Source organism: Streptomyces pinistramenti (assembly GCF_020564935.1).
Lineage (GTDB): Bacteria > Actinomycetota > Actinomycetes > Streptomycetales > Streptomycetaceae > Streptomyces > Streptomyces pinistramenti.
This window is the reverse complement of sequence record NZ_JAJCXB010000017.1, coordinates 1-23,429: the sequence shown is the minus strand read 5'-3', so window position 1 is coordinate 23,429 and position 23,429 is coordinate 1. Positions and strand designations below refer to the sequence as shown.

Annotated in this window: 21 protein-coding genes and 2 pseudogenes; 19 read left to right on the top strand and 4 right to left on the bottom strand. The window is 72.7% G+C overall.

All coding sequences use genetic code 11. The features are described from left to right. The first annotated feature begins 2 nt into the window (after nt 1-2). Nucleotides 3-533, top strand: a complete 531-nt coding sequence (locus LIU39_RS14455; RefSeq protein WP_227047108.1) for a YbjN domain-containing protein — start codon at nt 3-5, stop codon at nt 531-533. A gap of 72 nt (nt 534-605) precedes the next feature. On the opposite strand, the gene LIU39_RS14450 is transcribed toward LIU39_RS14455, so the two are convergent. Further along, nucleotides 606-1,790: a pyridoxal phosphate-dependent aminotransferase gene (locus LIU39_RS14450; RefSeq protein ID WP_227047107.1), complete on the bottom strand. Its 1,185-nt coding sequence runs from the start codon at nt 1,788-1,790 to the stop codon at nt 606-608. 168 nt (nt 1,791-1,958) lie between these two features. Here LIU39_RS14450 and LIU39_RS14445 point away from each other — a divergent pair, with 168 nt between their 5' ends. From LIU39_RS14445 to LIU39_RS14370, 16 genes are all read left to right on the top strand, one after another. Further along, nucleotides 1,959-2,189, top strand: a complete 231-nt coding sequence (locus LIU39_RS14445; RefSeq protein ID WP_227047106.1) for a hypothetical protein — start codon at nt 1,959-1,961, stop codon at nt 2,187-2,189. A gap of 383 nt (nt 2,190-2,572) precedes the next feature. Beyond that, complete coding sequence (locus LIU39_RS14440) at nt 2,573-3,091, top strand: DUF2617 family protein (protein ID WP_227047105.1); 519 nt, start codon at nt 2,573-2,575, stop codon at nt 3,089-3,091. Between the two features lie 146 nt (nt 3,092-3,237). After that, entirely contained in the window at nt 3,238-4,944 is a 1,707-nt protein-coding gene (locus LIU39_RS14435; protein ID WP_227047104.1) for a polyamine aminopropyltransferase, read from the top strand. A 90-nt stretch (nt 4,945-5,034) separates the two neighbouring features. Beyond that, the gene (locus LIU39_RS14430; protein WP_227047103.1) at nt 5,035-5,940 is read left to right on the top strand and encodes an SRPBCC domain-containing protein; all 906 of its coding nucleotides are present in this window, start codon (nt 5,035-5,037) and stop codon (nt 5,938-5,940) included. A 79-nt stretch (nt 5,941-6,019) separates the two neighbouring features. After that, entirely contained in the window at nt 6,020-6,934 is a 915-nt protein-coding gene (locus LIU39_RS14425) for an aldose epimerase family protein (RefSeq protein ID WP_227047102.1), read from the top strand. A gap of 87 nt (nt 6,935-7,021) precedes the next feature. Beyond that, nucleotides 7,022-7,564: an orotate phosphoribosyltransferase gene (gene pyrE / locus LIU39_RS14420; RefSeq protein WP_227047101.1), complete on the top strand. Its 543-nt coding sequence runs from the start codon at nt 7,022-7,024 to the stop codon at nt 7,562-7,564. Between the two features lie 179 nt (nt 7,565-7,743). Continuing rightward, nucleotides 7,744-8,766: a class II fructose-bisphosphate aldolase gene (gene fbaA, locus LIU39_RS14415; protein ID WP_227047100.1), complete on the top strand. Its 1,023-nt coding sequence runs from the start codon at nt 7,744-7,746 to the stop codon at nt 8,764-8,766. Between the two features lie 133 nt (nt 8,767-8,899). Beyond that, nucleotides 8,900-10,621 carry a maltose/glucose-specific PTS transporter subunit IIBC gene (malX, locus tag LIU39_RS14410; RefSeq protein WP_227047099.1) on the top strand — a complete coding sequence of 574 codons (1,722 nt, stop codon included), beginning with the start codon at nt 8,900-8,902 and terminating at the stop codon, nt 10,619-10,621. Between the two features lies 1 nt (nt 10,622). Continuing rightward, entirely contained in the window at nt 10,623-11,807 is a 1,185-nt protein-coding gene (locus LIU39_RS14405) for a MalY/PatB family protein (RefSeq protein ID WP_227047098.1), read from the top strand. 62 nt (nt 11,808-11,869) lie between these two features. After that, nucleotides 11,870-13,402: an MFS transporter gene (locus tag LIU39_RS14400; RefSeq protein WP_227047097.1), complete on the top strand. Its 1,533-nt coding sequence runs from the start codon at nt 11,870-11,872 to the stop codon at nt 13,400-13,402. 72 nt (nt 13,403-13,474) lie between these two features. After that, complete coding sequence (locus LIU39_RS14395) at nt 13,475-13,888, top strand: DUF3151 domain-containing protein (RefSeq protein ID WP_227047096.1); 414 nt, start codon at nt 13,475-13,477, stop codon at nt 13,886-13,888. Between the two features lie 266 nt (nt 13,889-14,154). Then, complete coding sequence (locus LIU39_RS14390; protein WP_227047095.1) at nt 14,155-15,090, top strand: tryptophan 2,3-dioxygenase family protein; 936 nt, start codon at nt 14,155-14,157, stop codon at nt 15,088-15,090. Beyond that, complete coding sequence (kynU, locus tag LIU39_RS14385) at nt 15,083-16,297, top strand: kynureninase (RefSeq protein ID WP_227047094.1); 1,215 nt, start codon at nt 15,083-15,085, stop codon at nt 16,295-16,297. Before LIU39_RS14390 ends, kynU begins: the two co-directional genes overlap by 8 nt. Further along, on the top strand, nt 16,294-17,133 hold the full coding sequence (locus tag LIU39_RS14380) for an alpha/beta hydrolase family protein (RefSeq protein ID WP_227047093.1): 840 nt from the start codon (nt 16,294-16,296) through the stop codon (nt 17,131-17,133). The genes kynU and LIU39_RS14380 overlap by 4 nt, the downstream gene beginning before the upstream one ends. A gap of 127 nt (nt 17,134-17,260) precedes the next feature. Next, nucleotides 17,261-18,601, top strand: coding sequence for a sensor histidine kinase (locus LIU39_RS14375; RefSeq protein ID WP_227047092.1), 1,341 nt, complete (start codon nt 17,261-17,263; stop codon nt 18,599-18,601). Continuing rightward, entirely contained in the window at nt 18,598-19,254 is a 657-nt protein-coding gene (locus LIU39_RS14370; protein ID WP_227047091.1) for a response regulator, read from the top strand. Before LIU39_RS14375 ends, LIU39_RS14370 begins: the two co-directional genes overlap by 4 nt. 153 nt (nt 19,255-19,407) lie before the next feature. Here the strand turns inward: LIU39_RS14370 and LIU39_RS35560 are convergent. After that, a pseudogene (locus tag LIU39_RS35560) lies at nt 19,408-19,515 on the bottom strand (ABC transporter); the annotation flags it as partial. Nucleotides 19,516-19,609: 94 nt separating this feature from the next. On the opposite strand from LIU39_RS35560, the gene LIU39_RS14365 reads away from it, so the two are divergent. After that, nucleotides 19,610-20,122, top strand: coding sequence for a GbsR/MarR family transcriptional regulator (locus LIU39_RS14365; protein ID WP_227047090.1), 513 nt, complete (start codon nt 19,610-19,612; stop codon nt 20,120-20,122). A gap of 26 nt (nt 20,123-20,148) precedes the next feature. Here LIU39_RS14365 and LIU39_RS14360 read toward each other — a convergent pair whose 3' ends face one another. After that, complete coding sequence (locus LIU39_RS14360) at nt 20,149-21,081, bottom strand: hypothetical protein (protein WP_227047089.1); 933 nt, start codon at nt 21,079-21,081, stop codon at nt 20,149-20,151. 236 nt (nt 21,082-21,317) lie between these two features. Here LIU39_RS14360 and LIU39_RS14355 point away from each other — a divergent pair, with 236 nt between their 5' ends. After that, the gene (locus LIU39_RS14355) at nt 21,318-22,604 is read left to right on the top strand and encodes an adenylosuccinate synthase (protein ID WP_227047088.1); all 1,287 of its coding nucleotides are present in this window, start codon (nt 21,318-21,320) and stop codon (nt 22,602-22,604) included. A gap of 113 nt (nt 22,605-22,717) precedes the next feature. On the opposite strand, the pseudogene LIU39_RS14350 reads toward LIU39_RS14355, so the two are convergent. Next, nucleotides 22,718-23,429, bottom strand: a pseudogene (locus LIU39_RS14350) (serine/threonine-protein kinase); the annotation flags it as partial.

Sequence of the window (23,429 nt, the reverse complement as noted above, 5' to 3'; positions counted from 1 at the left end):
CGGTGAGCATCGACCCGTCCTCGATTCCGAATTTCGGGGGCCAGCCCGAACCGCAGCCGTCGGGTCCTGAGGGGCCCGTCGTGCCCGACCAGGACCTGGTCAAGCAGCTCCTCGACCAGATGGAGCTGAAGTACGTAGTCGACGAGGAAGGCGATCTCGCCGCCCCGTGGGAGCAGTTCCGCACGTACTTCATGTTCCGCGGGGAGGAGGAGCAGCAGATCTTCTCCGTCCGTACGTTCTACGACCGCCCGCACGGCATCGACGACAAGTCGAAGCTGCTGGAGGCGATCGACGACTGGAACCGCCGGACGCTGTGGCCCAAGGCATACACCCACACCCACGACGACGGCACCGTCCGCCTGATCGGTGAGGCGTCGATGCTGATCGGCACCGGCGTCGCGCTCGAACACTTCGTGTCGAGCACCGTCAGCTGGGTCCGCGCGTCGATCGAGTTCGACAAGTGGATCGTCGAGCAGCTCGGCCTGGAGTCCGAGATCGAAGGCGACGAGAAGCCGGGCGAGGACGAGGGCTGAGACCCTCCCGCCGGCGCACGCGCGGGCCCCCGGAGCGACCGGCTCCGGGGGCCCGCGCGTGTTCCGCGGCCGTCAGCCGGCCAGGGTCTTCAGCCGTCCCACCGCGTCCTGGAGGACATCGGCGCTCTTGCAGAACGCGAAGCGCACGAACGGGGCGCCCTGCTCGCGGTGGTCGTAGAAGACGGCGTTGGGGATGGCGACGACGCCGGCCCGCTCGGGCAGCGCGCGGCAGAAGGCGAAGCCGTCGTCGAAGCCGAGGGGGCGGATGTCGGTGGTGATGAAGTAGGTGCCGGCCGGGCGGTAGACGAGGAAGCCGGCGTCGGTGAGGCCGCGGGCCAGGATGTCGCGCTTGGTGCGCAGGTCGTCGCGGAGCGCCGTGAAGTAGCTGTCGGGCAGCGCGAGTGCCTCGGCGACGGCGTACTGGAAGGGGCCTGCGGAGACGTAGGTGAGGAACTGCTTCGCCGAGCGGACGGCGGCGACCAGCTCGGGCGCGGCGGTGATCCAGCCGACCTTCCATCCGGTGAAGGAGAAGGTCTTGCCCGCCGAGCCGATGGTGACGGTCCGCTCGCGCATGCCGGGGAAGGACGCGAGGGGCAGGTGCTCGCCCTCGAAGACCAGGTGTTCGTAGACCTCGTCGGTGATCACGAGGAGGTCGCGTTCGCGGGCGATGCGGGCGATCTCGGCCAGCTCGTCGCGGGACAGGACGGTCCCGGTGGGGTTGTGCGGGGTGTTGAGGAGGATGAGGCGGGTGCGGTCGGTGACGGCGTCGCGCAGCTCGTCCAGGTCGAGTGCGTACGCGCCGCGCTCCGGGTCCGGGCGGAGGGTCACCGGGACGCGGGTGCCGCCGGCCATCGCGATGCAGGCGGCGTACGAGTCGTAGTACGGCTCCAGCGCGATGACCTCGTCGCCCGGCTCCAGCAGGGCCAGCAGTGAGGCGGCGATGGCTTCGGTGGCGCCCGCGGTGACCAGGACCTCGGTGTCGGGGTCGCAGGTCAGGCCGAGGTGGCCGTAGAACCGCTGCTGGTGCGCGGCGACAGCGGTACGCAGTTCGGGGATGCCGGGGCCCGGCGGGTACTGGTTGCCGCGGCCGTCGCGCAGTGCGCGCACCGCGGCCTCCCTGATCTCTTCGGGGCCGTCGGCGTCGGGGAAGCCCTGGCCGAGGTTGAGGGAGTTGGTCCGTACGGCGAGCGCCGACATTTCGGCGAAGATCGTCGTGCCGAACTCGGCGAGGCGGCGGTTGAGCAGCGGTCGGTCCATGCGCGCCATCCTCCGCCGAACCTCTGGACTTCCTCAACTGTGCATGGGGATCAGGGATGCCGGGAAGCAGCCCGGAATGTAAGGAACACCGGTGTCATTCGCCCTGGGGCGGGTGTGCCGGACGGGGCGGGTGCCTCGCTTCGGGGGAGTGGAAGGAGTGTGAGGCAGATGGGTTTCGTCGTCTTCATGGTGGTGTTCGGCGCGGTGGTGGCGCTGGTGTCCCTGCTGTCCCGCGGTGGTTCGGGTGGCGGCCGCGGGGGGCGCGGCTCGGGCGGCAGCTGGTGGGTCGCCGGCGGCGGCGACGGCGGCCTGGGCGGCGGGCATCACGGCGGTGGTCACCACGGCGGGCATCACGGGTGCGGTGGCGGTGGCGGCGGTTCCTCCTGCGGTGGTTCCTGATGAGCCGGACGTAGGGCGCCGGACGCCGGGCCGCCGGGTCTTCGCGGCGGCCCGCTCGGTGGTCCGGCGGGCGTCCGCCGGCGCGCACATGCAGATGGACCATGCCCGTGGCGCGTGCCGTTCGCGGGCTGTCCCGACCTGTTCAACACCCGCTGAACGCTTGGGTGTTGAACAACTGAACTGTAGGGCCCTCTGAGGGATGGAAACCCGGCGAAGATGGGTAAAAACGCTGTGGACGGCAGGGTATCCGTGATTCCCTCTCCCTTGAGAATCCCCCAGTTCTCGGACCCCACGTGGGCACGAGCCGGCAGGCAGTCATATCCCTGATCCTTCTCCGGGGCGGGCCGGCCCACCATCCACTGCGTGCTTGCGGAGCCGAACCCATGCTCACGACCCTGACAACGGCCTATACCGATACCCGTGCATCAGATCTCGCCTGGGCGCTGGGCAGGGAACCCCTGCCGGCCCTGGCGGTACTCGACCTTCGACTAGACGACGCCCAGGTGCAGTTGAGGCTTCTGGGGGCCTCGCATCAAGTCCTGCTGGAAGAGGAGCGTGGCACCTGCTCCGAGACCGTTGCCTGTATGCCGGGCAGCAGTACGCCGCTACCGCTCGGCGTGGCGAAGCAGCTGGGCGACTGGGAGTACGAATTCGCCGCGCATGTGGAGACACTGTCGCGCGACTCGTTCGCGGGGCGCGCGCAGGAACTGCTCGCGCTGGTCGCCGAACACCCCCACGGCCTGGCCGGGACGTTCCCCGGCTCGCCGCACGCCTTCACCGCGATGCTGGCGCAGCGCCGGCAGGGCCAGGTGCGCTGGCGTACCTGGCACGCCTATCCCCAGGAAGGACGCCTGGTCGCCACCCGGACCAGGGTGGGCGTGCGGGCCGTCGCGGCGGTCTGACCGCCGGCGCTCGGCAGGGGGCGCGGCGGGGTGCGGAGGCTGTCCGCCCGCCGCGCCCCGCCGCGCTCCAACTCCCGTGTGTAGAAAGCAGACTGCACTCGTGTGGGTGACAAATACGTACGGAACCGTCACGTAACGTTCATTTCATGATCGACCTGCAAGAGACCGTCAGTACCGGCGCTTTCGGGCCGCCGGAGGTCACCCAGCCGGTGCGGCTGCCGGTGCCGTCCGGGCTCGGGCGGCTGCTCGTCCTCGCCGCGGTCTTCGTCTGTGCCGCCTGCGGTCTGGTGTACGAACTCGAACTGGTGGCGCTGGCAAGCTACTTGGACGGCGACTCCGTCACCCAGTCATCCGTCGTGCTGTCCGTGATGGTCTTCGCGATGGGCATCGGCGCGCTGCTCGCCAAACGGCTGCGCTGCCGGGCCGCGGTCGGCTTCGGCGCCGTCGAGTCGTGCCTCGCCCTGATCGGCGGCTGCTCGGCGATGGCGCTGTACGCCTGCTTCGCCTGGTGCGGCCAGTCCCGCGCCGCGCTCGTCGGCTTCTCGCTGGCCATCGGCGTGCTGGTCGGCGCCGAGGTGCCGCTGCTGATGACGCTGATCCAGCGGGTGCGCCGGCAGGACGCGGGCGGCGCGGTCGCCGACCTCTTCGCCGCCGACTACGTAGGAGCGCTCGTCGGCGGCCTGGCCTTTCCGTTCCTCCTGCTGCCCCTGCTCGGCCAGTTGACCGGCGCCCTGGTGACCGGCGCGGTCAACGCCGCGGCCGGTGGCGCGCTGGTGCTGTGGCTGTTCCGCCACGACCTGACCGTGCGGGCGCGCTGGACGCTGCTGGCCGTCAACGTCCTGGCGCTCACGCTGCTGGCGGTGGCCGTGCTGCTGGCCGCGCCGTTCGAGCGCGCCGCCCGGCGGGCGGTGTACGGATCCGCCGCGCGGGTCGCCGTGCAGACCGGCGTCCAGGAGGTGGTGATGACGGGCGGCACGGACCCCGCGGGCGGTGCGGCGCACGGGAGGAAAGGTTCCGGCGCGCCGCTCGCGCTCTATCTGGACGGCCGGCTACAGGTCAGCGCCGACAACGAATCCCGCTACCACCGGGCGCTGGTGCACCCGGCGATGGCCGGCGGGCCGCACCGCCGGGTGCTGGTGCTGGGCGGCGGCGACGGCCTGGCCGTCCGCGAGATCCTCCGCTACCGCGCGGTCCGTTCGGTGACCGTCGTCGAACTGGACGCGGGGCTGGCCCGGTTGGCGCGTACGGACCCCGGTCTCTCCGCGCTCAACCGCCACGCGCTGGACGATCCCCGGGTGCGGCTGGTGAGTGCGGACGCCTTCGACTGGCTGCGGCGCGAGGCCGCCCGCGCCCGCGGCCGCCGCCCCGACCCGTACGACGTCATCGTCTCCGACCTCCCCGACCCCGGCATGACCGCCGGCACCAAGCTCTACTCGGAGGAGTTCTACGGGCTCGCGGCGCGGGCGCTGGCACCGGACGGGCGGATGGCGGTGCACGCCGGGCCGCCGGTGGAGCGGTCGCGGTGGTTCTGGACGGTGGATGCGACGCTCCGCTCGGTGGGCCTGCGGACCGTTCCCTACCGCTTCCCCGGACGGTTCACCGGCTACCGGACCGGCCCCGGCCCGACGGCGTACCCCCACGGCCCGGCCGCGGACCGCACACCGAGCGGGCTCGGCTACTGGGGGTTCATCCTGGCCGGGCGGCAGCCGCCGGACCCGGAGGCGGGGGCGGGCGCCACGAAGCTGACGGCCGCCGCCCGCGCCACCCTGCGGGCCGGGGCGCACGCGGTGGCCCACGACCGGCTGACCGGCCTGCCGCCCTCGACACTGATGCACCCGCGCTACCAGGGGTGAGCCGGGAGGCGTGAAGGACCCGACTCGAACACCGCAAGTCCCTGCCAAGGGATCCCCGCAGCACTCAAGAAGGAATTAGGCTCCCATGCCATGGAGCATGAGATGTACGTTCCGTTTCCCGTCCAGGCCGTGCGGCAGGCGCTCACCGAGCCGCCGCGGGTGGCGCGCTGCGTCCCGGGAGTCCAGCTCGACGCCGACACCGTCCCGGACCGTCCGCAGGGCCGGCTGCGGCTGCGCATCGGCGGCTCCACCATCACCTACCGCGGCTCGCTGAGCGTCTCCGGCGGAGCGACGGGGGCGGGGCCCGGCGCGGGGACGGTGACCATCGAGGCGCACGGTACGGAGGCGCGGGGCGAGGGCACCGCGGCGCTGACCCTTGAGGTACGCCTCGCCCCGTCCGCAGACCCGGGCCCCGGCACCACGCTGCGGTGTTCCGGCACGCTGCGCAGCGGCGGACGGCTCGCCGAGGCCGACGGTCGGGCGGCACAGACGGCAGGCCGCCGGCTGCTGGACCGGTTCGCCGCCAACCTCGCCGCCGACCTGGAGCAGCACCCGGCACCGGACGCCGATGCCGACTCCGGACCCGCTTGCGCCGACCGTCCGCACGGCGGTGTGTTCGACGTCGAGGTGCCGCCGCCGTCGCTCGATCCGTACAGCGACGCGGACGCGGCCGCCGGGCAGGACGAGGAGGCCGCGGCGACGTACGACGGCACGGTGTTCGACGGCGAGAACTACGACGGGCAGACGTACGACGGGGAGAGCTATGACGGCGAGGACGACGACGGGGCCACACCGGCCGAGGCCGCGCATGCGCGGCGCACGATGATCGGCCGCAGCGCGGAGGAGGTCGACCACGCCCCGCCGCGCGGGCGGTACGCGCCCGTCCCGGTGCCCGAGGCGCACGGGACCTCGGCGCTGCGCTGGGCGGCACCCGCGGCGGCCGTGGTGCTCGCGTCGGTGGTGGTCGTCGGCCGGGCGCTGCGCCGCCGCCGCTGAGGACGCCCGCCGGGTGAGCGCTCCCGCCGCCCGCCCCGTGCCGCGGCGGGCGGCGCCGCGCACCGTTAGGGTCGGTTCCGTGAGCACCGACGACACCACGCAGGGCGCGGCGCAGGCGCAGGACAGCGGTGTACGGCTGGCCGCCGGAGACGCCGAGCTGACCGTCCATCCGGACAACGGCTGCCGGATCGGCAGCCTGCGGGTCGGCGGCGTCGAACTGCTGCGGCAGGGCGCGAAGTACGGCTGTTTTCCGATGGTTCCGTGGTGCGGCCGGATCGAGCACGGCCGGTTCCGCAACGGCGCCGAGCTGCACCGGATGCCGGTCAACTCCCCGCCGCACGCCATCCACGGCACCGGCCGCGATGTCCGCTGGAAGACCGCCCGCGCCGACGCCGCATCGGCCGCCTTCACCTACGACCTTGCGGACCCCGCCGCCCCCTGGCCGTACCCGGGGACCGTCACCCAGCTGGTCGAACTGGCCGATGACGGCGGCTCGCTCACCCTGACCATGGGGGTCGAGGCGCTCAGCGACTCGTTCCCCGCACAGGCCGGCTGGCACCCCTGGTTCGTACGGCACCTCGGCGTGGCGCCCGGTGACGAGGCGGCCGGCGGCAGCAGCGCCGGTGTCCGGCTCGACTTCGCGGCCGCCTGGCAGGAGGAGCGCGGGGACGACCACCTTCCCACCGGCCGCCGGATCGACCCCTCGCCGAGCGCCCTGCTGCGATCGGGCAACGGATCCCCCACTCCCGGCCTCTGGGACGACTGCTTCGGGATGCCGCAGGGCGTGGACGTGACCGTGACCTGGCCCGGCCGGCTGGAGCTGAAGATCACCAGTCGCGCGGAGTGGGTCGTGGTCTACGACGAGCAGGAGGCGGCGGTCTGCGTCGAGCCGCAGTCCGGGCCGCCCAACGGCCTCAACACCCTGCCGCGCCTGGTCACACCCATCGATCCGCTGGAGATCTCCACCACCTGGAGCTGGCGGTCGCTCGGCTGAGCCCCGTCCCGGCCGCGCCGGTGGCTGCCCTGGCCACCGGCTCGTGCGGCGGCGGCCCCTCGGGAGCGCTCCTCTAAGCTCGTGCGCATGACCGAGGACGTACGCGGCGCGCTGCTGCAGCAGATCAAGGACAAGGCCGTGGTGCACGGCAAGGTGACGCTTTCCTCCGGCAAGGAAGCCGACTACTACATCGACCTGCGCCGGATCACCCTGGACGGCGCGGCCTCGCCGCTGGTCGGTCAGCTGATGCTGGACCTCACCGCCGACCTGGACTACGACGCGGTCGGCGGCCTGACGCTCGGCGCGGACCCCGTCGCGGCCGCCATGCTGCACGCCTCCGCCGCACGCGGCCGGCGCCTGGACGCGTTCGTCGTCCGCAAGGCGCAGAAGACGCACGGCATGCAGCGCCGTATCGAGGGCCCGGACATCAAGGGCCGCCGGGTGCTGGTCGTCGAGGACACCTCCACCACCGGCGGCTCGCCGCTGACCGCGGTCGAGGCGGCCCGGGAGGCCGGAGCGGAGGTCGTTGCGGTCGCGACGATCGTCGACCGCGGCGCGGGTTCGGCCATCGCCGAGGCCGGCGTGCCCTACCTCACCGGTTACCGGCTGGACGACCTGGGCCTCGCCTGACGCTGCCGGTAAGTGCCGACGGGGCGGCGGTTTCACGTGAAACCGCCGCCCCACCGCGCCGTCCCGCCCCGCAGGTGAGGTGGAGCAAACCGCCGCGTCTGGGAAGATGAGGACGGCGATGCCGTCGCCCCCTGGTCAGGGCCAAGAACGCACACCCGTACATCACAAGGAGCGGACAGATGCCCATCGCAACTCCCGAGGTCTACAACGAGATGCTCGACCGGGCGAAGGCGGGCAAGTTCGCCTACCCGGCCATCAACGTGACCTCGACGCAGACTCTGCACGCAGCGCTGCGTGGTTTCGCCGAGGCCGAGAGCGACGGCATCATCCAGATCTCCACCGGTGGTGCGGAGTTCCTGGGCGGGCAGCACAACAAGGACATGGTGACCGGCGCCGTCGCGCTCGCCGAGTTCGCGCACGTCGTGGCCGCCAAGTACGACATCACCGTCGCGCTGCACACCGACCACTGCCCCAAGGACAAGCTGGACGGCTATGTCCGTCCGCTGATCGACGTCTCTGCCGAGCGGGTCGCCAAGGGCCGGAACCCGCTGTTCCAGTCGCACATGTGGGACGGCTCGGCCGAGACCCTGGCCGACAACCTGGCCATCGGCCAGGAGCTGCTCGCCAAGGCGGCCGCCGCCAAGATCATCCTTGAGGTCGAGATCACCCCGACCGGTGGCGAGGAGGACGGCGTCACCCACGAGATCAACGACGAGCTGTACACCACCGTCGACGACGCGCTGCGCACCGCCGAGGCGCTGGGCCTGGGCGAGAAGGGCCGCTACCTGCTGGCCGCGTCCTTCGGCAACGTCCACGGCGTCTACAAGCCGGGCAACGTCGTGCTCCGTCCCGAGCTGCTCAAGGACCTCCAGCAGGGCGTGGGCGCCAAGTACGGCAAGACGGCACCGTTCGACTTCGTCTTCCACGGCGGCTCCGGCTCCACCGAGCAGGAGATCGCCACCGCGCTGGAGAACGGCGTGGTCAAGATGAACCTGGACACGGACACCCAGTACGCCTTCAGCCGCCCGATCGCGGACCACATGTTCCGCAACTACGACGGCGTTCTGAAGGTCGACGGCGAGGTCGGCAACAAGAAGTTCTACGACCCGCGCAGCTGGGGCAAGCTGGCCGAGGCCGGCATGGCCCGGCGGGTGACCGAGGCGTGCGCCAACCTGCGTTCCACGGGGACCAGGATCAAGTAAGCGCCCACAGCAGGCGAAGGGCTCCGCATCCGTCCGGGATGCGGAGCCCTTCCGCGTACCGGACGGCGACCTGCGACCCTGTGGCTCCGCTCGGCAACGGGCGCCGGGCCAGGGGAAGGGCGTGGGAGAAGCCATGGGATCTGCGCGGGACACGGCGGTGCGGGACGCGGACGGGCGCGGCAGGCAGCCGCAGCCGTCCGGTGACGGGACGTCAGGAGCCAGGCCGGGCACGGCCCGGCGCGGCGGCCGGGCCAGGGCGGCGCTGTGGGAGTTCTTTCAGGGGCTCGGCAGGACCTTCATGCTGCCGGTCGCGCTGCTGGCGTTCTGCGGCATCATGCTCGGCGTCGGCAGCTCGCTCTCCAGCGACTCCGTCACCGGCAACCTGCCCTTCCTGAAGGCCGACGCCTGCCGGATCGTCTTCACGTGGATGGCGCACACCGGGCAGGTGGCTTTCACGTTCCTGCCGGTGCTCTTCGCCATGGCGATCCCGCTCGGCCTGGCCCGCCGGGACAAGGGGGTCGCGGCGTTCTCCGGCTTCGTCGGCTTCGCGTCGATGAACCTCGCGGTGAACTTCTTCCTGACCGCCAAGGGCGTGACCTCCGACGCCGACAAGGCGCACTACGGCGTCGCGGAGGTGCTCGGCGTGGAGTCGATCGACACCGGACTGCTCGGCGCGGTCGCGGTGGGCATCGTTGTCAGCCTGCTCCACCGGCGCTTTCGCACCCAGCGGATGCCGGACGCGCTGGCCTTCTTCGGCGGTCTGCGCTTCGTGCCGATCGTCTCGGCGCTGGTGCTCAGCATCCTCGGGCTGCTGGTGCCGCTGGTGTGGCCCACGCTCAACGGCTGGATAGCGGATCTCGGCGAGGGCATCGGGCACACCGGCGTCTTCGGGCCGTTCTTCTTCGGCATGGGGGAGGTGCTGCTGCGGCCGGTCGGTCTGCACCACATCCTCGTCGCGATGTTCCGCTTCACCGACGCGGGCGGCGTGGGAGAGGTCTGCGGCAAGCACGTCAGCGGCGCCCTGAACCTCTTCTACGCCCAGCTGTCCTGCGCCGCCCCCTCGGGCGCCGCACACACCGCCACGCACTTCCTCTCGCAGGGCAAGATGCCCGCCTACCTGGGCGGACTGCCCGGGGCCGCGCTGGCGATGTACCACTGCGCGCGCCGGGCGATGCGCCCGGAGGTCAAGGCGCTGCTGATCTCCGGTGTGGTCGCCTGCGCGGTGGGCGGGGTGACCGAGCCGCTGGAGTTCCTCTTCCTGTTCCTCGCGCCCTGGCTGTATCTGCTGCACGCGGTCCTGGTCGGCCTCGGCTTCCTGACCGCGGCCGTACTCGGCGTTTACATCGGCAACACCGACGGCAACCTGATCGACCTGTTCGTCTTCGGCGTCCTCCAGGGCACCACCACGAAGTGGTACCTCGTGCCGGTCATCGCGGCCGTCTGGTTCGGCGTGTACTACGTCCTCTTCCGGTGGGCGATCAAGCGGTTCGATCTGCGGACGCCGGGGAGGGAGGAGCCGGACGGCGGGGTGGCCGCGGGCGCATCCGGCCCGGCCGCCGGCGGGCCCGGCAGCGAGGATCCGGCGCCGCCCGCCGCGCCGCTGGTGGCGGGGAAGTACGACCCGGTGGCGATCCTCGCGGCGCTGGGCGGGGCGGACAACATCCGGTCGCTGGACAACTGCATCACCAGGCTGCGGATGTCCGTGGAGGATGCGGAACGGCTGGACCAGGCGCGCCTGAAGAAGCTCGGCGCGGTGGGGGTGGTCACGCTCGACCGGCACACCGTGCAGGTGATCATCGGCCCCCAGGTGCAGTCCGTGAAGGACGCCGTCGCCCTCCTCATCCCGGCGGGCTGACATGACGCAAGGACACGGGCGCGGCGCCCGCTACGACTTCGGCACCCCCGTCGACCGGCACGGCACCTGGTGCACCCAGTGGGACTTCGTCGAGGACCGCTTCGGCAAGCCGGGGCTGCTGCCGTTCACCATCTCCGACATGGACTTCGAGACCGCCCCCGAGGTGCTGGCCGCCCTCCGCGGCCGCCTGGAACACGGCGTCCTCGGCTACAGCCGCTGGCGCCACGACGACTTCCTCTCCGCGGTCTCCCACTGGTACGCGACGCGCTACGCCACCGCCGTCGACGAGGACCGGATCGTCTACGGCCCCTCGGTGATCTACCAGGTGTCGCAGCTGCTGCGGATGTGGTCGGAGCCCGGCGACGGCATCGTCGTCCACACCCCCGCCTACGACGCGTTCCCCAAGACCATCGCCGCGCACGGCCGGGAGCTGCGCGGCTGCCCGCTGGGCGACGACGCCGAACTGGCGCGGCTGCTGGCGCTGCCGGACTCGTCGGTGCTGCTGCTGTGCTCCCCGCACAACCCGACCGGGCACGTCTGGACAGAGGCCGAGCTGACGCGGATGGCCGGCCTGTGCGCGCGGCACGGCGTCGCGGTGATCAGCGACGAGATCCATTCCGACCTGGCCCGCGACGGCCATCCGCATCTGCCCTGGGCCCGGTTCGGCAGCGGTCGCTGGGCCCAGGTCACCTCCGCCTCCAAAGCGTTCAACATCCCCGCGCTGACCGGCTCCTACGCCCTCGTCGGCAGCGACGCGGACCGCGACGCGTATCTGCACCGTCTCAAGGACGCGGACGGACTGTCCTCGCCCGCGGTCCTCTCCGTCGTCGCCCACATCGCGGCCTACCGGCAGGGCGCACCCTGGCTGGACGCGCTGCGCGGCTACCTGGACGGCACGCTGCGAAGCGTCGCCGAGCGGCTCAACGGGGCCTTTCCCGAGCTGGCCTGGGAGCCGCCGCAGGCCGGCTATCTGGCCTGGATCGACCTGCGGCCGCTGGGCGTGGACGGGGCGGCGCTGCAGCGCGAGCTGATCGAGCGCCAGGGGGTGGCGATCATGCCGGGGGAGACGTACGGGCCGGCCGGCGCGGGGTTCGTCCGGCTCAACGCGGGCTGCCCGCGCGCCAAGGCGGAGGCCGGTACGGAGGCGCTGGTGCGGGCGCTGACGGCGCTGCGCGGGAGCGGCTGAGCGGCCGAAGACGCGTCGGGCCCGGGGGAGCGGCGGCCCTCGGATCCGGGCATGCTCACGGTATGAGTGAGCCGAGCCTGCCCGGCGGTGTCCGCCTGGCGTCCTCCCAGGGCCGCTGGGTGCTGCTGACCGCCGTACTCGGATCGGGCATGGCGATGCTCGACAGCACCGTCGTCAACGTCGCGCTGCCGCGGATCGGCGTGGACCTGGACGCGGATCTGGCGGTCCTGCAATGGACGGTGACCGCGTACATGCTCACCCTCGCCTCGCTGATCCTGCTGGGCGGGGCGCTGGGCGACCGCTACGGCCGGCGGCGGGTCTTCGTGACCGGCGTGGTGTGGTTCGCGGTGGCGTCGCTGCTGTGCGGTCTCGCGCCGAACTCGGGCGTGCTGATCGCGGCCCGCGCGCTCCAGGGCGTCGGCGGTGCGCTGCTCACGCCGGGGTCGCTGGCGCTGATCCAGGCGGTGTTCCACCCGGACGACCGGGCGCGGGCGGTCGGCGCGTGGTCCGGGCTCGGCGGCGTGGCCGCGGCGGTCGGCCCGTTCGTCGGCGGCTGGCTGGTGGACGGGCCCGGCTGGCGCTGGGTGTTCTTCCTGAACGTGCCGCTGGCCGCGGTGTGTGTGCCCGTCGCGCTGCGGCACGTACCGGAGACGCGGGAGCGGGGCGCGGCCGGGCGCCGCGGGTTCGACGTGCCGGGCGCGGTGCTGGGGGCGCTGGCGCTGGCCGGGGTGACCTACGCGCTGATCGCCGCGCCGGACCGGGGCGCGTCGGCCTGGGTGATCGTCCCCGCGGTCGCCGGGGTGCTGCTCGGCGTGGCCTTCGTGCAGGTGGAGCGGCGGCGGACGGATCCGATGCTGCCGCCCGCGATCTTCGCCGTCCGGCAGTTCTCCGCGATCAATGCCGTGACGGTCTGCGTCTACGCGGCGTTCGGCGGCTTCTTCTTCCTGTCGGTGCTCCAACTCCAGGTCGTGGCGGGCTATTCGGCGCTGGCGGCCGGCACGGCGCTGCTGCCGACGACCGTGCTGATGCTGCTGCTGTCCGCCCGCTCCGGCGAGCTGGGGGCGCGCATCGGGCCGCGCATCCCGCTCACCGTCGGGCCGTTGCTGTGCGCCGGCGGCATGCTGCTGATGATGCGTGTGGGGGTGGGGGCGTCGTACGTGGCCGATGTGCTGCCCGCGCTGCTGGTGCTGGGGGCCGGCATGGTGACGCTGGTCGCGCCGCTCACCTCGACCGTGCTGGCGTCCGTCGACGTGGACCGGGCGGGCCTGGCCAGCGGCATCAACAACGCGGCGGCGCGCGCCGCGGGCCTGGTCGCGGTCGCCGCGCTGCCGCTGCTGGCCGGGATGGGCCCCGAGGCGTACCGCTCCGCCGACGAGTTCGCGGCGACCTTCCGGCGGGCGATGCCGCTGTGCGCCGGGGTGCTGCTGGCCGGCGCGGTGATCGCCTGGCTGACGGTGCGCGGTGACGTGCTGCACGGCGCCGAAGCGGCGACGCAGGAGCCGTGCCACGCGGAGTGCACCTACCACTGCGGGGTGAGCGCGCCGCCGCTCGACCCGGGAGAGGCGCCGCACACGGCGGACGGGGACGGGCGATAGGTTCCGGCCATCGGCCGCCGGGGCGGGGCGGGCGCGCGACGGGCCCCCGCACGGACCAGGCAGACTTGGCGCATGGCCATTCACGAGAACCTGCTCGGGGGACCGCCCCCGACCCACCTGCCCGACGACCCGGGCCCGCGCGAACTGCTCGCATCCGGCACGGCGCCGGCCGATGTCGCAGCGAAGTACCCCACCTCTTCGCTGGCCTGGGCACAGCTCGCCGACGACGCGTTCCAGGGCGGCCGGACCGTCGAGTCCTACGCGTACGCCCGCACCGGCTACCACCGCGGCCTGGACGCGCTGCGCCGGGCCGGCTGGAAGGGGCACGGCCCGGTGCCGTTCGAGCACGAGCCGAACCGCGGCTTCCTGCGCGCCCTGCACGCGCTCGCCCGTGCGGCACAGGAGATCGGCGAGGAAGAGGAGTACGAGCGCTGCTCGACGTTCCTCCGCGACTCCTCGCCGACGGCGGCGGACACGCTTTCCTGAACCCTGCCGCCGCGGGGGCCCCGGCCGGCGTGGCCGTGGCCCCCGCGGGGCCGCCGGGACCGGAATTAACGCACGTTTCCCGGGCGGTGCCTGTGCCGGACGGTGCAGGACCTGACGGCTGAGTGGAATCGGCTCTTGCGTGGCCGGTGTGCAAGGCCGATGATGCGAGAGGGGCGGGTGAACCCGCGCCCGAGGGGACCGGGGCTCCCGAGCCGACCAGGAAGGGGCGGACCGCTACCCGGAGTTCGCAGCCTGAGGAGTCCCTCATGTCGCATCCTTCGCTGTCCGGGAACGGGCAGCCTTCGCCCTCCGGAAACGGCGCCCCCGGATACGCGCCCGCAGCGCCCGGGACCGGCCCGTCCGAGGCCGAGCCGTCCGCGACCGAGCCGTTCGCCCCCGATCTGAGCATCGGCAGCAGCGCCACCACCCCGTACGAGGACTACGTCCAGGCCGGCGTCCTCACCCATCTGCAGCATCCGCTCTCCGACGACCCCGGCGAGATGGTCTTCCTGGTGACCACCCAGGTCATGGAGCTGTGGTTCACCGTCATCGTGCACGAGTGGCACACCGCGGCCGAGGCGCTGCGGCGCGACGACCTGGTGGTGGCACGGGATGCGCTGGAGCGGTCCACCCATGAGCTGGAGGCGCTGAACGCCGCGTGGAAGCCGCTCGCCCGGCTCACCCCGGCCCAGTTCAACGCGTACCGCAGCGCCCTCGGAGAGGGATCGGGCTTCCAGTCCGCGATGTACCGGCGGCTGGAGTTCCTGCTCGGCGAGAAGTCCGCGTCCATGCTGGTGCCGCACCGCGGTGCGCCCCGGGAGTACGCCGAGCTGGCGAAGGCCCTCCAGGAGCCGAGCCTGTGGGACGAGGTGCTGCGGCTGCTGGCCCGCCGCGGCTACGCCGTGCCGGCCGCCGTCCTGGAGCGCGATCCGGCCGAGCGCTACGAACCCGACCCGGCGGTCGAGGCCGTCTGGGCGGAGGTCTACGCGGGCCCGCAGGACTCCGAACTGGTCGTGCTCGGCGAGATGCTCACCGATGTCGCCGAGCTGGTCTGGCGATGGCGCAACGATCATCTCGTCGCGACCCGGCGGGCCATGGGGGCGAAGATGGGCACCGGTGGTTCCGCCGGTGTGGCCTGGCTGGAGAAGCGGGCCCGCAAGAACGTCTTCCCCGAGCTCTGGACGGCCCGCAGCCATGTCTGATCACCGCGCACAGGCCGCGGCACACGATGCCGCCGACCCGCTCGCCCCGCTCCGTGAGCAGTTCCTCCTCGACGACACGGTCTACCTCGACGGCAACTCGCTCGGCGCGCTGCCGCGGACGGTGCCGGGCCGGCTGGCGGACGTCATCGCCCGCGAATGGGGTGAGATGCGGATCCGCTCCTGGACCGAGAGCGGCTGGTGGAGCGCCCCGGAACGGGTCGGCGACCGGATCGCGCCGCTCGTCGGCGCCGCCCCAGGACGTGTCGTGGTCGGCGACTCCACCAGCATCAACGTCTTCAAGGCGGTGGTCGCCGGGGTACGGATGGCGGGCCGCGGCTGCACGGAGATCCTCGTCGACGCCACGACCTTCCCGACCGATGGCTACATCGCCCGCTCGGCGGCCCGGATGACGGGCCTCGCGGTGCGGCCGGTGGAACCCGCGCGGATCGCCGACGAGGTCACCGAACGGACCGCGCTGGCGCTGGTCAACCACGTCGACTTCCGCACCGGCCGGCTCAACGACCTGCCCGGCATCACGGCGGCCCTGCACTCCGCGGGCGCGCTGGCGGTCTGGGACCTCTGCCACAGCGCGGGGGCGCTGCCGGTCGGCCTGGACGCGCACGGCGTCGACCTCGCCGTGGGCTGCACGTACAAGTACCTGAACGGCGGGCCCGGTGCGCCCGCGTACCTGTATGTGCGCGAGAGCCTCCAGGAGCGGTTCGACTCGCCGCTGCCCGGCTGGAACTCCCACACCGAACCGTTCGGGATGGAACCGGAGTACGCCCCCGCCGACGGCATCACGCGCGGCCGGGTCGGCACCCCCGACATCCTGTCGCTGCTCGCGCTGGAAGCGGCGCTCGACGTCTGGGACGGCGTCGCCATCGAGGACGTACGGGCCAAGAGCCTGGCCCTGAGCGACTTCTTCCTCGACTGCGTCGCCGGGTACGTACCGGCCGGGCGGGTCCGCTCCCGCACGCCTTCCGAGCACCGGCGGCGCGGCAGCCAGGTGTCCCTGGAATGCGCGGACGCGGGCGGCGTGATGGCGGAGCTGACCCGGCGCGGAGTGGTCGGCGACTTCCGCCACCCCGACGTGCTGCGCTTCGGATTCACCCCGCTCTACACGTCGTTCGCGGACGTGGAACGCGCCGCCCGGGTGCTCGGCGAGGTCCTGCGGGAGCGGCCGGATGCGGGGGAGGACGCCGGGTGAGCGGCGCGGACGAGGAGGCGGCGCTGCTGGGGCTCGCCCCGGTGGCGCCGGTCCGTACGGTGGCGTACGGACCGCATCCCGATCAGGTCGTCGACCTGTACCCGCCCGCGGCCGGTGCGGCGCGCGGGCCGCTGGTCGTGCTGCTGCACGGCGGTTTCTGGCGGGCCGCCTACGACCGGCGGCACCTTTCGCCGCTCGCCGCCGAACTGGCCGGACAGGGGCTGCCGGTCGCCCTCGCCGAGTACCGCAGGGTGGGCGGGGGCGGCGGCGGGGCGCGCACGTTCGACGATGTGACGGCCGCGGTGGCGGCTTCGGCGGCGGCCGTATGGGACGTGGAGGACGGGGCCGGGGCGGATGGGACGGGGGCCGGCGGGGCGGTGCCCGAGGGCGCGGCGGCTGGTGTCCGGCCGGTGCTCGTCGGGCATTCGGCGGGCGGCCAGCTCGCGCTGCTCACCGCCGCCCGGCTCGGCCCCGGCGCCGTCGGCCGGGTCGTCGCCGTCGCGCCGGTGGCCGACCTCGCGGCCGCGCACCGGCTCGGCCTGAGCGACCACGCGGTCGCCGCGCTGCTCGGCGACGAACCCGGACTCGCGGAACGGATCGCCGCCGCCGACCCGGTGCGCCATCCGCCCGCCGGCGTCCCCGTGACGATCCTGCACGGCACCGACGACGGTGAGGTGCCACCGGAGCTGTCCCGCCGTTTCGCCGCCGCCGCGGGGCGCCAGGCGGCGACGCTGCGCGAGCTGCCCGGGGTGGGCCACTACGCCCCGGTCACCCCGGGCACGCCCGCCTGCCGCACCCTGCTCGGCGAGCTGCTCGCGGGCGCGCGCACCGGCTGACCGCGGGCGGCCGGCGCGCCCCGCACTCCGCGGGAACCGGGCCCGGCTCGTAGTACTTGAGGCGGACCCCGGCAGATCCCCACTGGTGAGGACGCCTTCGGCCGGGCGGCTGCTTACCGTTGAGGACGTGAACGAGACCCAGACGCAGGGCAGCCTGCGCTCCGAGGCCCGAATAGTCCGCGGCGCGCTGCACCGCCTGCGCCAGGACCTGTTCATCGACGCCTTCGCCTTCCGTCCGATGCTGCCGCTCGACGACGCCCGGGTGAAGGGCTGGCGGCAGTGGGTGCCGGCGCGGCTGCGGCGGCAGGTGCGCTGGGCTCCGCACATCGCGGTGACCCTCTTCGCCGCGATGATCTTCCTGCTCGGGCTCAGCGTGACGGTCGACATCGGCACCTTCTCCTCACTCCTCGGCATCGGCTTCTGCCTGCTCGTCGCGCTCCCGGTCGTGATCACCCTGTTCCGTCCGGTGGGCGCCTTCTGGCTGTCGCTCGCCACGCTCTGCATCGCCGTGCTGGCCGACGCCGTCGGCTCCGGCTCGTCGTGGACCGCCGTCTCGTTCACCACGCACCTCGCGGTGATGACCCTGGTCGTGCTGCGCACCCGGCCGCGGCTCGCCCTGGAGATGTGGGGCGTCACCCTCGGCGCCGGGGGCGTCTTCGCGGTGGGGTCCGAAGCGGGCCTCGGCAACATGGTGCCGATGGCGTTCTTCTCCGCCGTCGTCCTGATATCGGCGGCCGCGGTCCGCGCCTGGCGTGAGGAACGTCGGCAGGTCGTCGAGACGCAGACGGTCACCGCCGAGGAACGCTCCCGCCGCACGCTCCTGGAAGAGCGCGCCACCATCGCCCGCGAACTCCACGACGTCGTCGCGCACCACATGTCGGTCATCGCCATCCAGGCCGAGGCCGCCCCCTACCGCGTCGAGCACACCCCGCCCGAGCTGGCCACCTCGTTCGCGACCATCCGCGAGAACGCGGTCGCCGCGCTCACCGAACTGCGCCGGATCCTCGGCGTGGTGCGCTCCGAGGACCCGGACGCGTTCGTGGGGAGCGACCCGGAGGCCCCGCAGCCGACCCTGGCGCACCTCGAATCGCTGCTGGACAGCGTCCGCGGCGCGGGCCTGAACGTCGAGGCGGTGATCACCGGCGCGACCCGGCAACTGCCGCAGGGTGTCGAGCTGTCCGCGTACCGGATCGTGCAGGAGGCGCTGAGCAACGCACTGCGGCACTCGCCGGGCGCCGAGGCGCGGGTGGAGATCTCCTATGTGCTGGGCGGCATCGGGCTGCGTATCGTCAACGGCAAGCCCAGTCGGCTCGCCACCCCGTCACCGGGGGCGGGCCATGGTGTGCTCGGGATGCGCGAACGGGTCCAGATGCTGGGCGGGGAGATGACCGCCGACCACACCGAGGACGGCGGCTTCGAGGTCGCGGCGTACCTTCCGGTGTCCGCGACGGGGGAGGCAACGGCATGATCCGGGTACTGATCGTCGACGACCAGGTGATGGTCCGCGAGGGCTTCTCCGTTCTGCTCAACGCCATGCCGGACATCGAGGTGATCGGCGAGGCGGTCGACGGCCGGCAGGCGGTCTCGAAGGTCGCGGAGCTGCGTCCCGACGTGGTCCTGATGGACATCCGGATGCCGGAGATGAACGGCCTGGAGGCGACCCGCGAGATCGTCGCCGCCGACGCGGACGCCAAGGTGCTGGTGCTGACCACCTTCGACCTGGACGAGTACGTCTACCAGGCGCTCAGGTCCGGCGCGAGCGGCTTCCTGCTCAAGGACGCGTCCGCCGGGCAGCTCGCCGAGGGCGTCCGCATCGTCGCCTCCGGCGAGGCGCTGCTCGCCCCCACCGTGACCAAGCGGCTGATCTCGGAGTTCTCCCGGCTGGGCACACCCCGTGCGCCCGCCCAGGAACGCATCGGCGATCTGACGGAGCGTGAGACGGAGGTCCTGGTCCTGGTCGCCCAGGGCCTGTCGAACGGCGAGATCGCCGAGCATCTGGTCGTCGCCGAATCGACGGTGAAGACCCACGTCAGCCGCATACTCGTGAAACTCGGCCTGCGCGACCGCACCCAGGCAGCGGTCTTCGCCTACGAGGCACGGTTGGTGACGCCCGGGGGGTGAGTGGGGGGCAGGCTCTGGCCCTGGGGGCGGGCCGGAACCCCGCCCTCTGGATCCCGTCCCGGCCCGTGCGGGCGTGGCGGTTCTCATCCACAGCCTGTGGACAACTTTGATGCCGGGGCGGTGCGCCCGCCTCCGGGCCGCGTCGGCGAGCGTTCCGCCTTCCCGCGTCGGGTCGAGGCCGTCCAGTGCGTGGGTGCGGCCGAAAGACTTGCGGAGCCCGGTGACCCGGATCGCGGGAGCGGGGGTGGTTGTCTGCGTCATGATTTTGAAGATACGCGTGCTTCACGAATTTGTGAAGATAAAAAACCGTATAAAGTTGGGGTAGGTGGCTCTGAGCAGGGGAGATGATGCGGAAATGACCGAGCAGCGAGAGCAGAAGGCGGGCACGCGCGACGACGAGGCGGTCTCGACGTTCGTCGAGCGGTTCGCGGCGCAGATGGTCGACGCAGGCATGCAGCGCATGTCCGCCCGGGTCTTCGCCTGCCTGCTGGCCGACGACTCCGGCGTCCTGACCTCCGCCGAGCTGGGCGAGCGCCTCCAGGTCAGCCCCGCCGCCGTCTCCGGCGCGATCCGCTCTCTCTCCCAGGTCGACATGGTCAGCCGGGAGCGCGAGCCGGGCTCCCGCCGCGACCGCTACCGCGTGCACAGCGACCAGTGGTACGAGGCGCTGGCCCGCCGCGACAGCGTCGTCACCCGCTGGGAAACCACCCTGCGGGAAGGCGTCGACCGCCTCGGCGAGGACTCCCCCGCGGGCCGCCGGATGCGCGAGACCCTCGCCTTCTTCGAGTTCCTGCACGAGGAAATGCCCGGCCTGCTGGGACGCTGGCGCGAGCACCGCGACCAGATGCGGGCCGACCAGGCCGGTTGACCACGAGCCGCCGGGCCGCCCGCCGGTCACTGCCGGGGCAGGGTCAGCCGCCACGCCCCCGGCTGGACCGTCCAGGTACGGGTCCTGACCGGCCCGCCGGCCATCGCGTCAGCGAAGTAGCGGAAGTCGGTGCCCGACACCGTCACGGCCTGCGCGCGGGCGCGGATCGGCCGGTCGGAGCCGGGCCAGTGCACCACGACCTCGGCCAGCCCGTCGGCGGACCCACCGACGGGCCGCGGCCCGTCCGGCACGCCGTCGACACCCTGCCGCCCGCCCGGCACCACGGAGACCCGGCGCACCGGTCGGTCCAGGTCGGCGAGCACCACGCCGTCCGCCTCGATCCGCAGCCGCTGCGCCGGGACGCGGGCACGCCGGACCCCCAGCCCCCCGGCCGGCACCGCCAGCAGGGACAGGGCCGTACGGGCGGTACGCGCGGCCGGCTCCCACCACGGGTGGTGCGCGTCGTCGGCAGGCGGGGAACCGTCCGCGCCGGCCGGTGTGCGGGCCGCCCCCGGAGCCTGCGCCCCGTGTGCGCGGCCGGGTTCGCCGCCGCCACAGGGCAGGTGCAGCCCGCCCAGCACGATGCCGTCGCTGTCGTCCGTGAGCAGGTCGAGCGTGCGCTCGTCGCCGTCCAGCACCGCGCGCGCCGCGGCCACGGTGCCGGGCGGCAGGCCCAGCGCGTGGCTCAGCGCGACGGCCTCCGGCGCGCCGACCGGGATCGCCGACACGGCGACGTGCGCCAGCTCACGTTCCTTGTGCAGCAGCCGCACGGCACGCAGCAGCGCGAGGTCGTCGCCGATGACCACCGGGCGGCGCTGGCCGCGCCGGGAGAGCGCGCGGGCGAACTCCTCCGGCCCGTCGGGAAGGCAGATTTTCGCCCCCGCGCCCGCGCACAGGACGTCCTTCGCGATGCGTACGGACTCGCCGTCCGTGCTGCGGGCGGCGGGGTCGATGACCACGAGCAGGGGGTTCCCCCGGACGGAGTCCGATGAAGAGTGCCCAGAAGGCTGCGCCGACACCTCGGTCCTTCCTCAGGTAGCATCTCGGTGCAAGAGCCCCTTGCGCTATTGCGCCAGGGGCTTCGTCTATTCCGGGGCACCGGTTCGACGGCTGCAGTGATGACGTACGCGTGCGACCGCATGCTCACGCCATCCACGCACGTTGGACATGCCCCGCCCGGAAGGGGTGTACGCCTGTGCCCGCACTTGTGCTGCTCGGTGCTCAGTGGGGTGATGAGGGCAAGGGAAAGGCCACCGATCTGCTCGGTGGGTCCGTTGACTATGTGGTGCGCTACCAGGGCGGCAACAACGCCGGCCACACGGTTGTCGTTGGCGACCAGAAGTACGCGCTGCACCTTCTCCCTTCCGGAATCCTCTCGCCGGGGTGCACCCCGGTCATCGGCAACGGCGTCGTCGTCGACCCTGCGGTCCTGCTCTCCGAGCTGAGCGGACTCAACGAGCGCGGCGTCGACACGTCCAAGCTGCTGATCAGCGGTAACGCTCACCTGATCACGCCGTACAACATCACGGTCGACAAGGTGACGGAGCGCTTCCTCGGCAAGCGCAAGATCGGCACCACCGGCCGCGGCATCGGCCCGACCTACGCCGACAAGATCAACCGCACCGGCATCCGCGTGCAGGACCTCTTCGACGAGTCGATCCTGCACCAGAAGGTCGAGGCGGCCCTCGACTTCAAGAACCAGGTGCTGGCCAAGCTCTACAACCACCGCGCGATCGTCGCGGAGCAGGTTGTCGAGGAGATGCTCAGCTACGCCGACCAGCTCAAGGGCTTCGTCGCCGACACCACGCTGCTGCTGAACAACGCCATCGACGACGGCAAGGTCGTCCTCTTCGAGGGCGGCCAGGGCACGCTCCTGGATGTCGACCACGGCACGTACCCCTTCGTCACGTCCTCGAACCCGACCGCGGGCGGCGCCTGCACCGGCGCCGGTGTCGGACCGACGAAGATCAACCGCGTCATCGGCATCCTCAAGGCGTACACCACCCGGGTCGGCGCGGGCCCGTTCCCGACCGAGCTGTTCGACAAGGACGGCGAGGCGCTGCGCACCATCGGCGGCGAGCGTGGTGTCACCACCGGCCGCGACCGGCGCTGCGGCTGGTTCGACGCGGTCATCGCCCGCTACGCGACCCGCGTCAACGGCCTGACCGACTTCTTCCTCACCAAGCTCGACGTGCTCACCGGCTGGGAGCAGATCCCGGTCTGCGTGGCCTACGAGATCGACGGCAAGCGCGTCGAGGAACTGCCCTACAGCCAGAGCGACTTCCACCACGCGAAGCCGGTCTACGAGATGCTGCCGGGCTGGTCCGAGGACATCACCAAGGCGAAGTCCTTCTCCGACCTGCCGAAGAACGCGCAGGCGTACGTCAAGGCGCTGGAAGAGATGTCGGGCGCGCCGATCTCCGCGATCGGCGTCGGCCCCGGCCGCGACGAGACGATCGAGATCAACTCGTTCCTGTCCTGACGTGACGTCCCGGGGCCCGTTCCCCGGGGACAGCAGGTGACCCGGCCGGCGGATCTCGTGTCCGCCGGCCGGGTCATGTTTCACGTGGAACATCGCGCGGGCCGCCACACGTCTCAGTCCGCCCGGGAGTACGTCCGCGGCCGCGGATCCCGGCCGGGGAACTCGCGGCGCAGGCCGCCGTCGCCGTCGAGGCGGAGCACGGACGTGCCGCTCGGGCGGCAGTCCGGAGCGGGCCGGTCGACGACCGTCGGGCCGACCGTCAGCTTTCCGTCGGCCGAGTAGAGGTCGGCGTGTGCGGTGCAGCGGCCGCTCCCGCCCTCGGTGACGAGGGTGAGGATGCTGCTGCCGACCGGCGCCCGCTTGACCGTCAGCCGCTGGCTCTGCAGACCGTCGTCGGCCTGCCACTGCCAGGTGCCGGGATAGCCGTCAGGGACGGTCTCGGCCGCACGGGTGGAGCGGTGCAGCGTCGCGGTGCGGCCGGCCGCCGCCCATTCCAGGGTGCCGCGGGGGCCGGGGCGCAGGGTGTGCTCGCCGAGCGCGGCGCAGCGGCCCGCCGGGAGGGACTTGACCACCTTGGTGTCCAGGCGCAGCCGCTCCCGGCCGTCCCCGTCCGTCACCGACACCAGCTTGGCGTCGCTCCGGCACTCGTACGTCCGGCCCAGGCTGGTGCTGTTCGCGACGACCTCGCCGACCTTGCCGTGCGAGATCACGAAGCGGCGCTGCTGGCCCGTGGGGGTGCCGTCCCGCAGCACTTCGCCCGTCCAGGTGCCGACGTACCGGTCGGAGATGTCCGACGAGTCGTCGCCGTCCCCCCAGCCCCCCCTC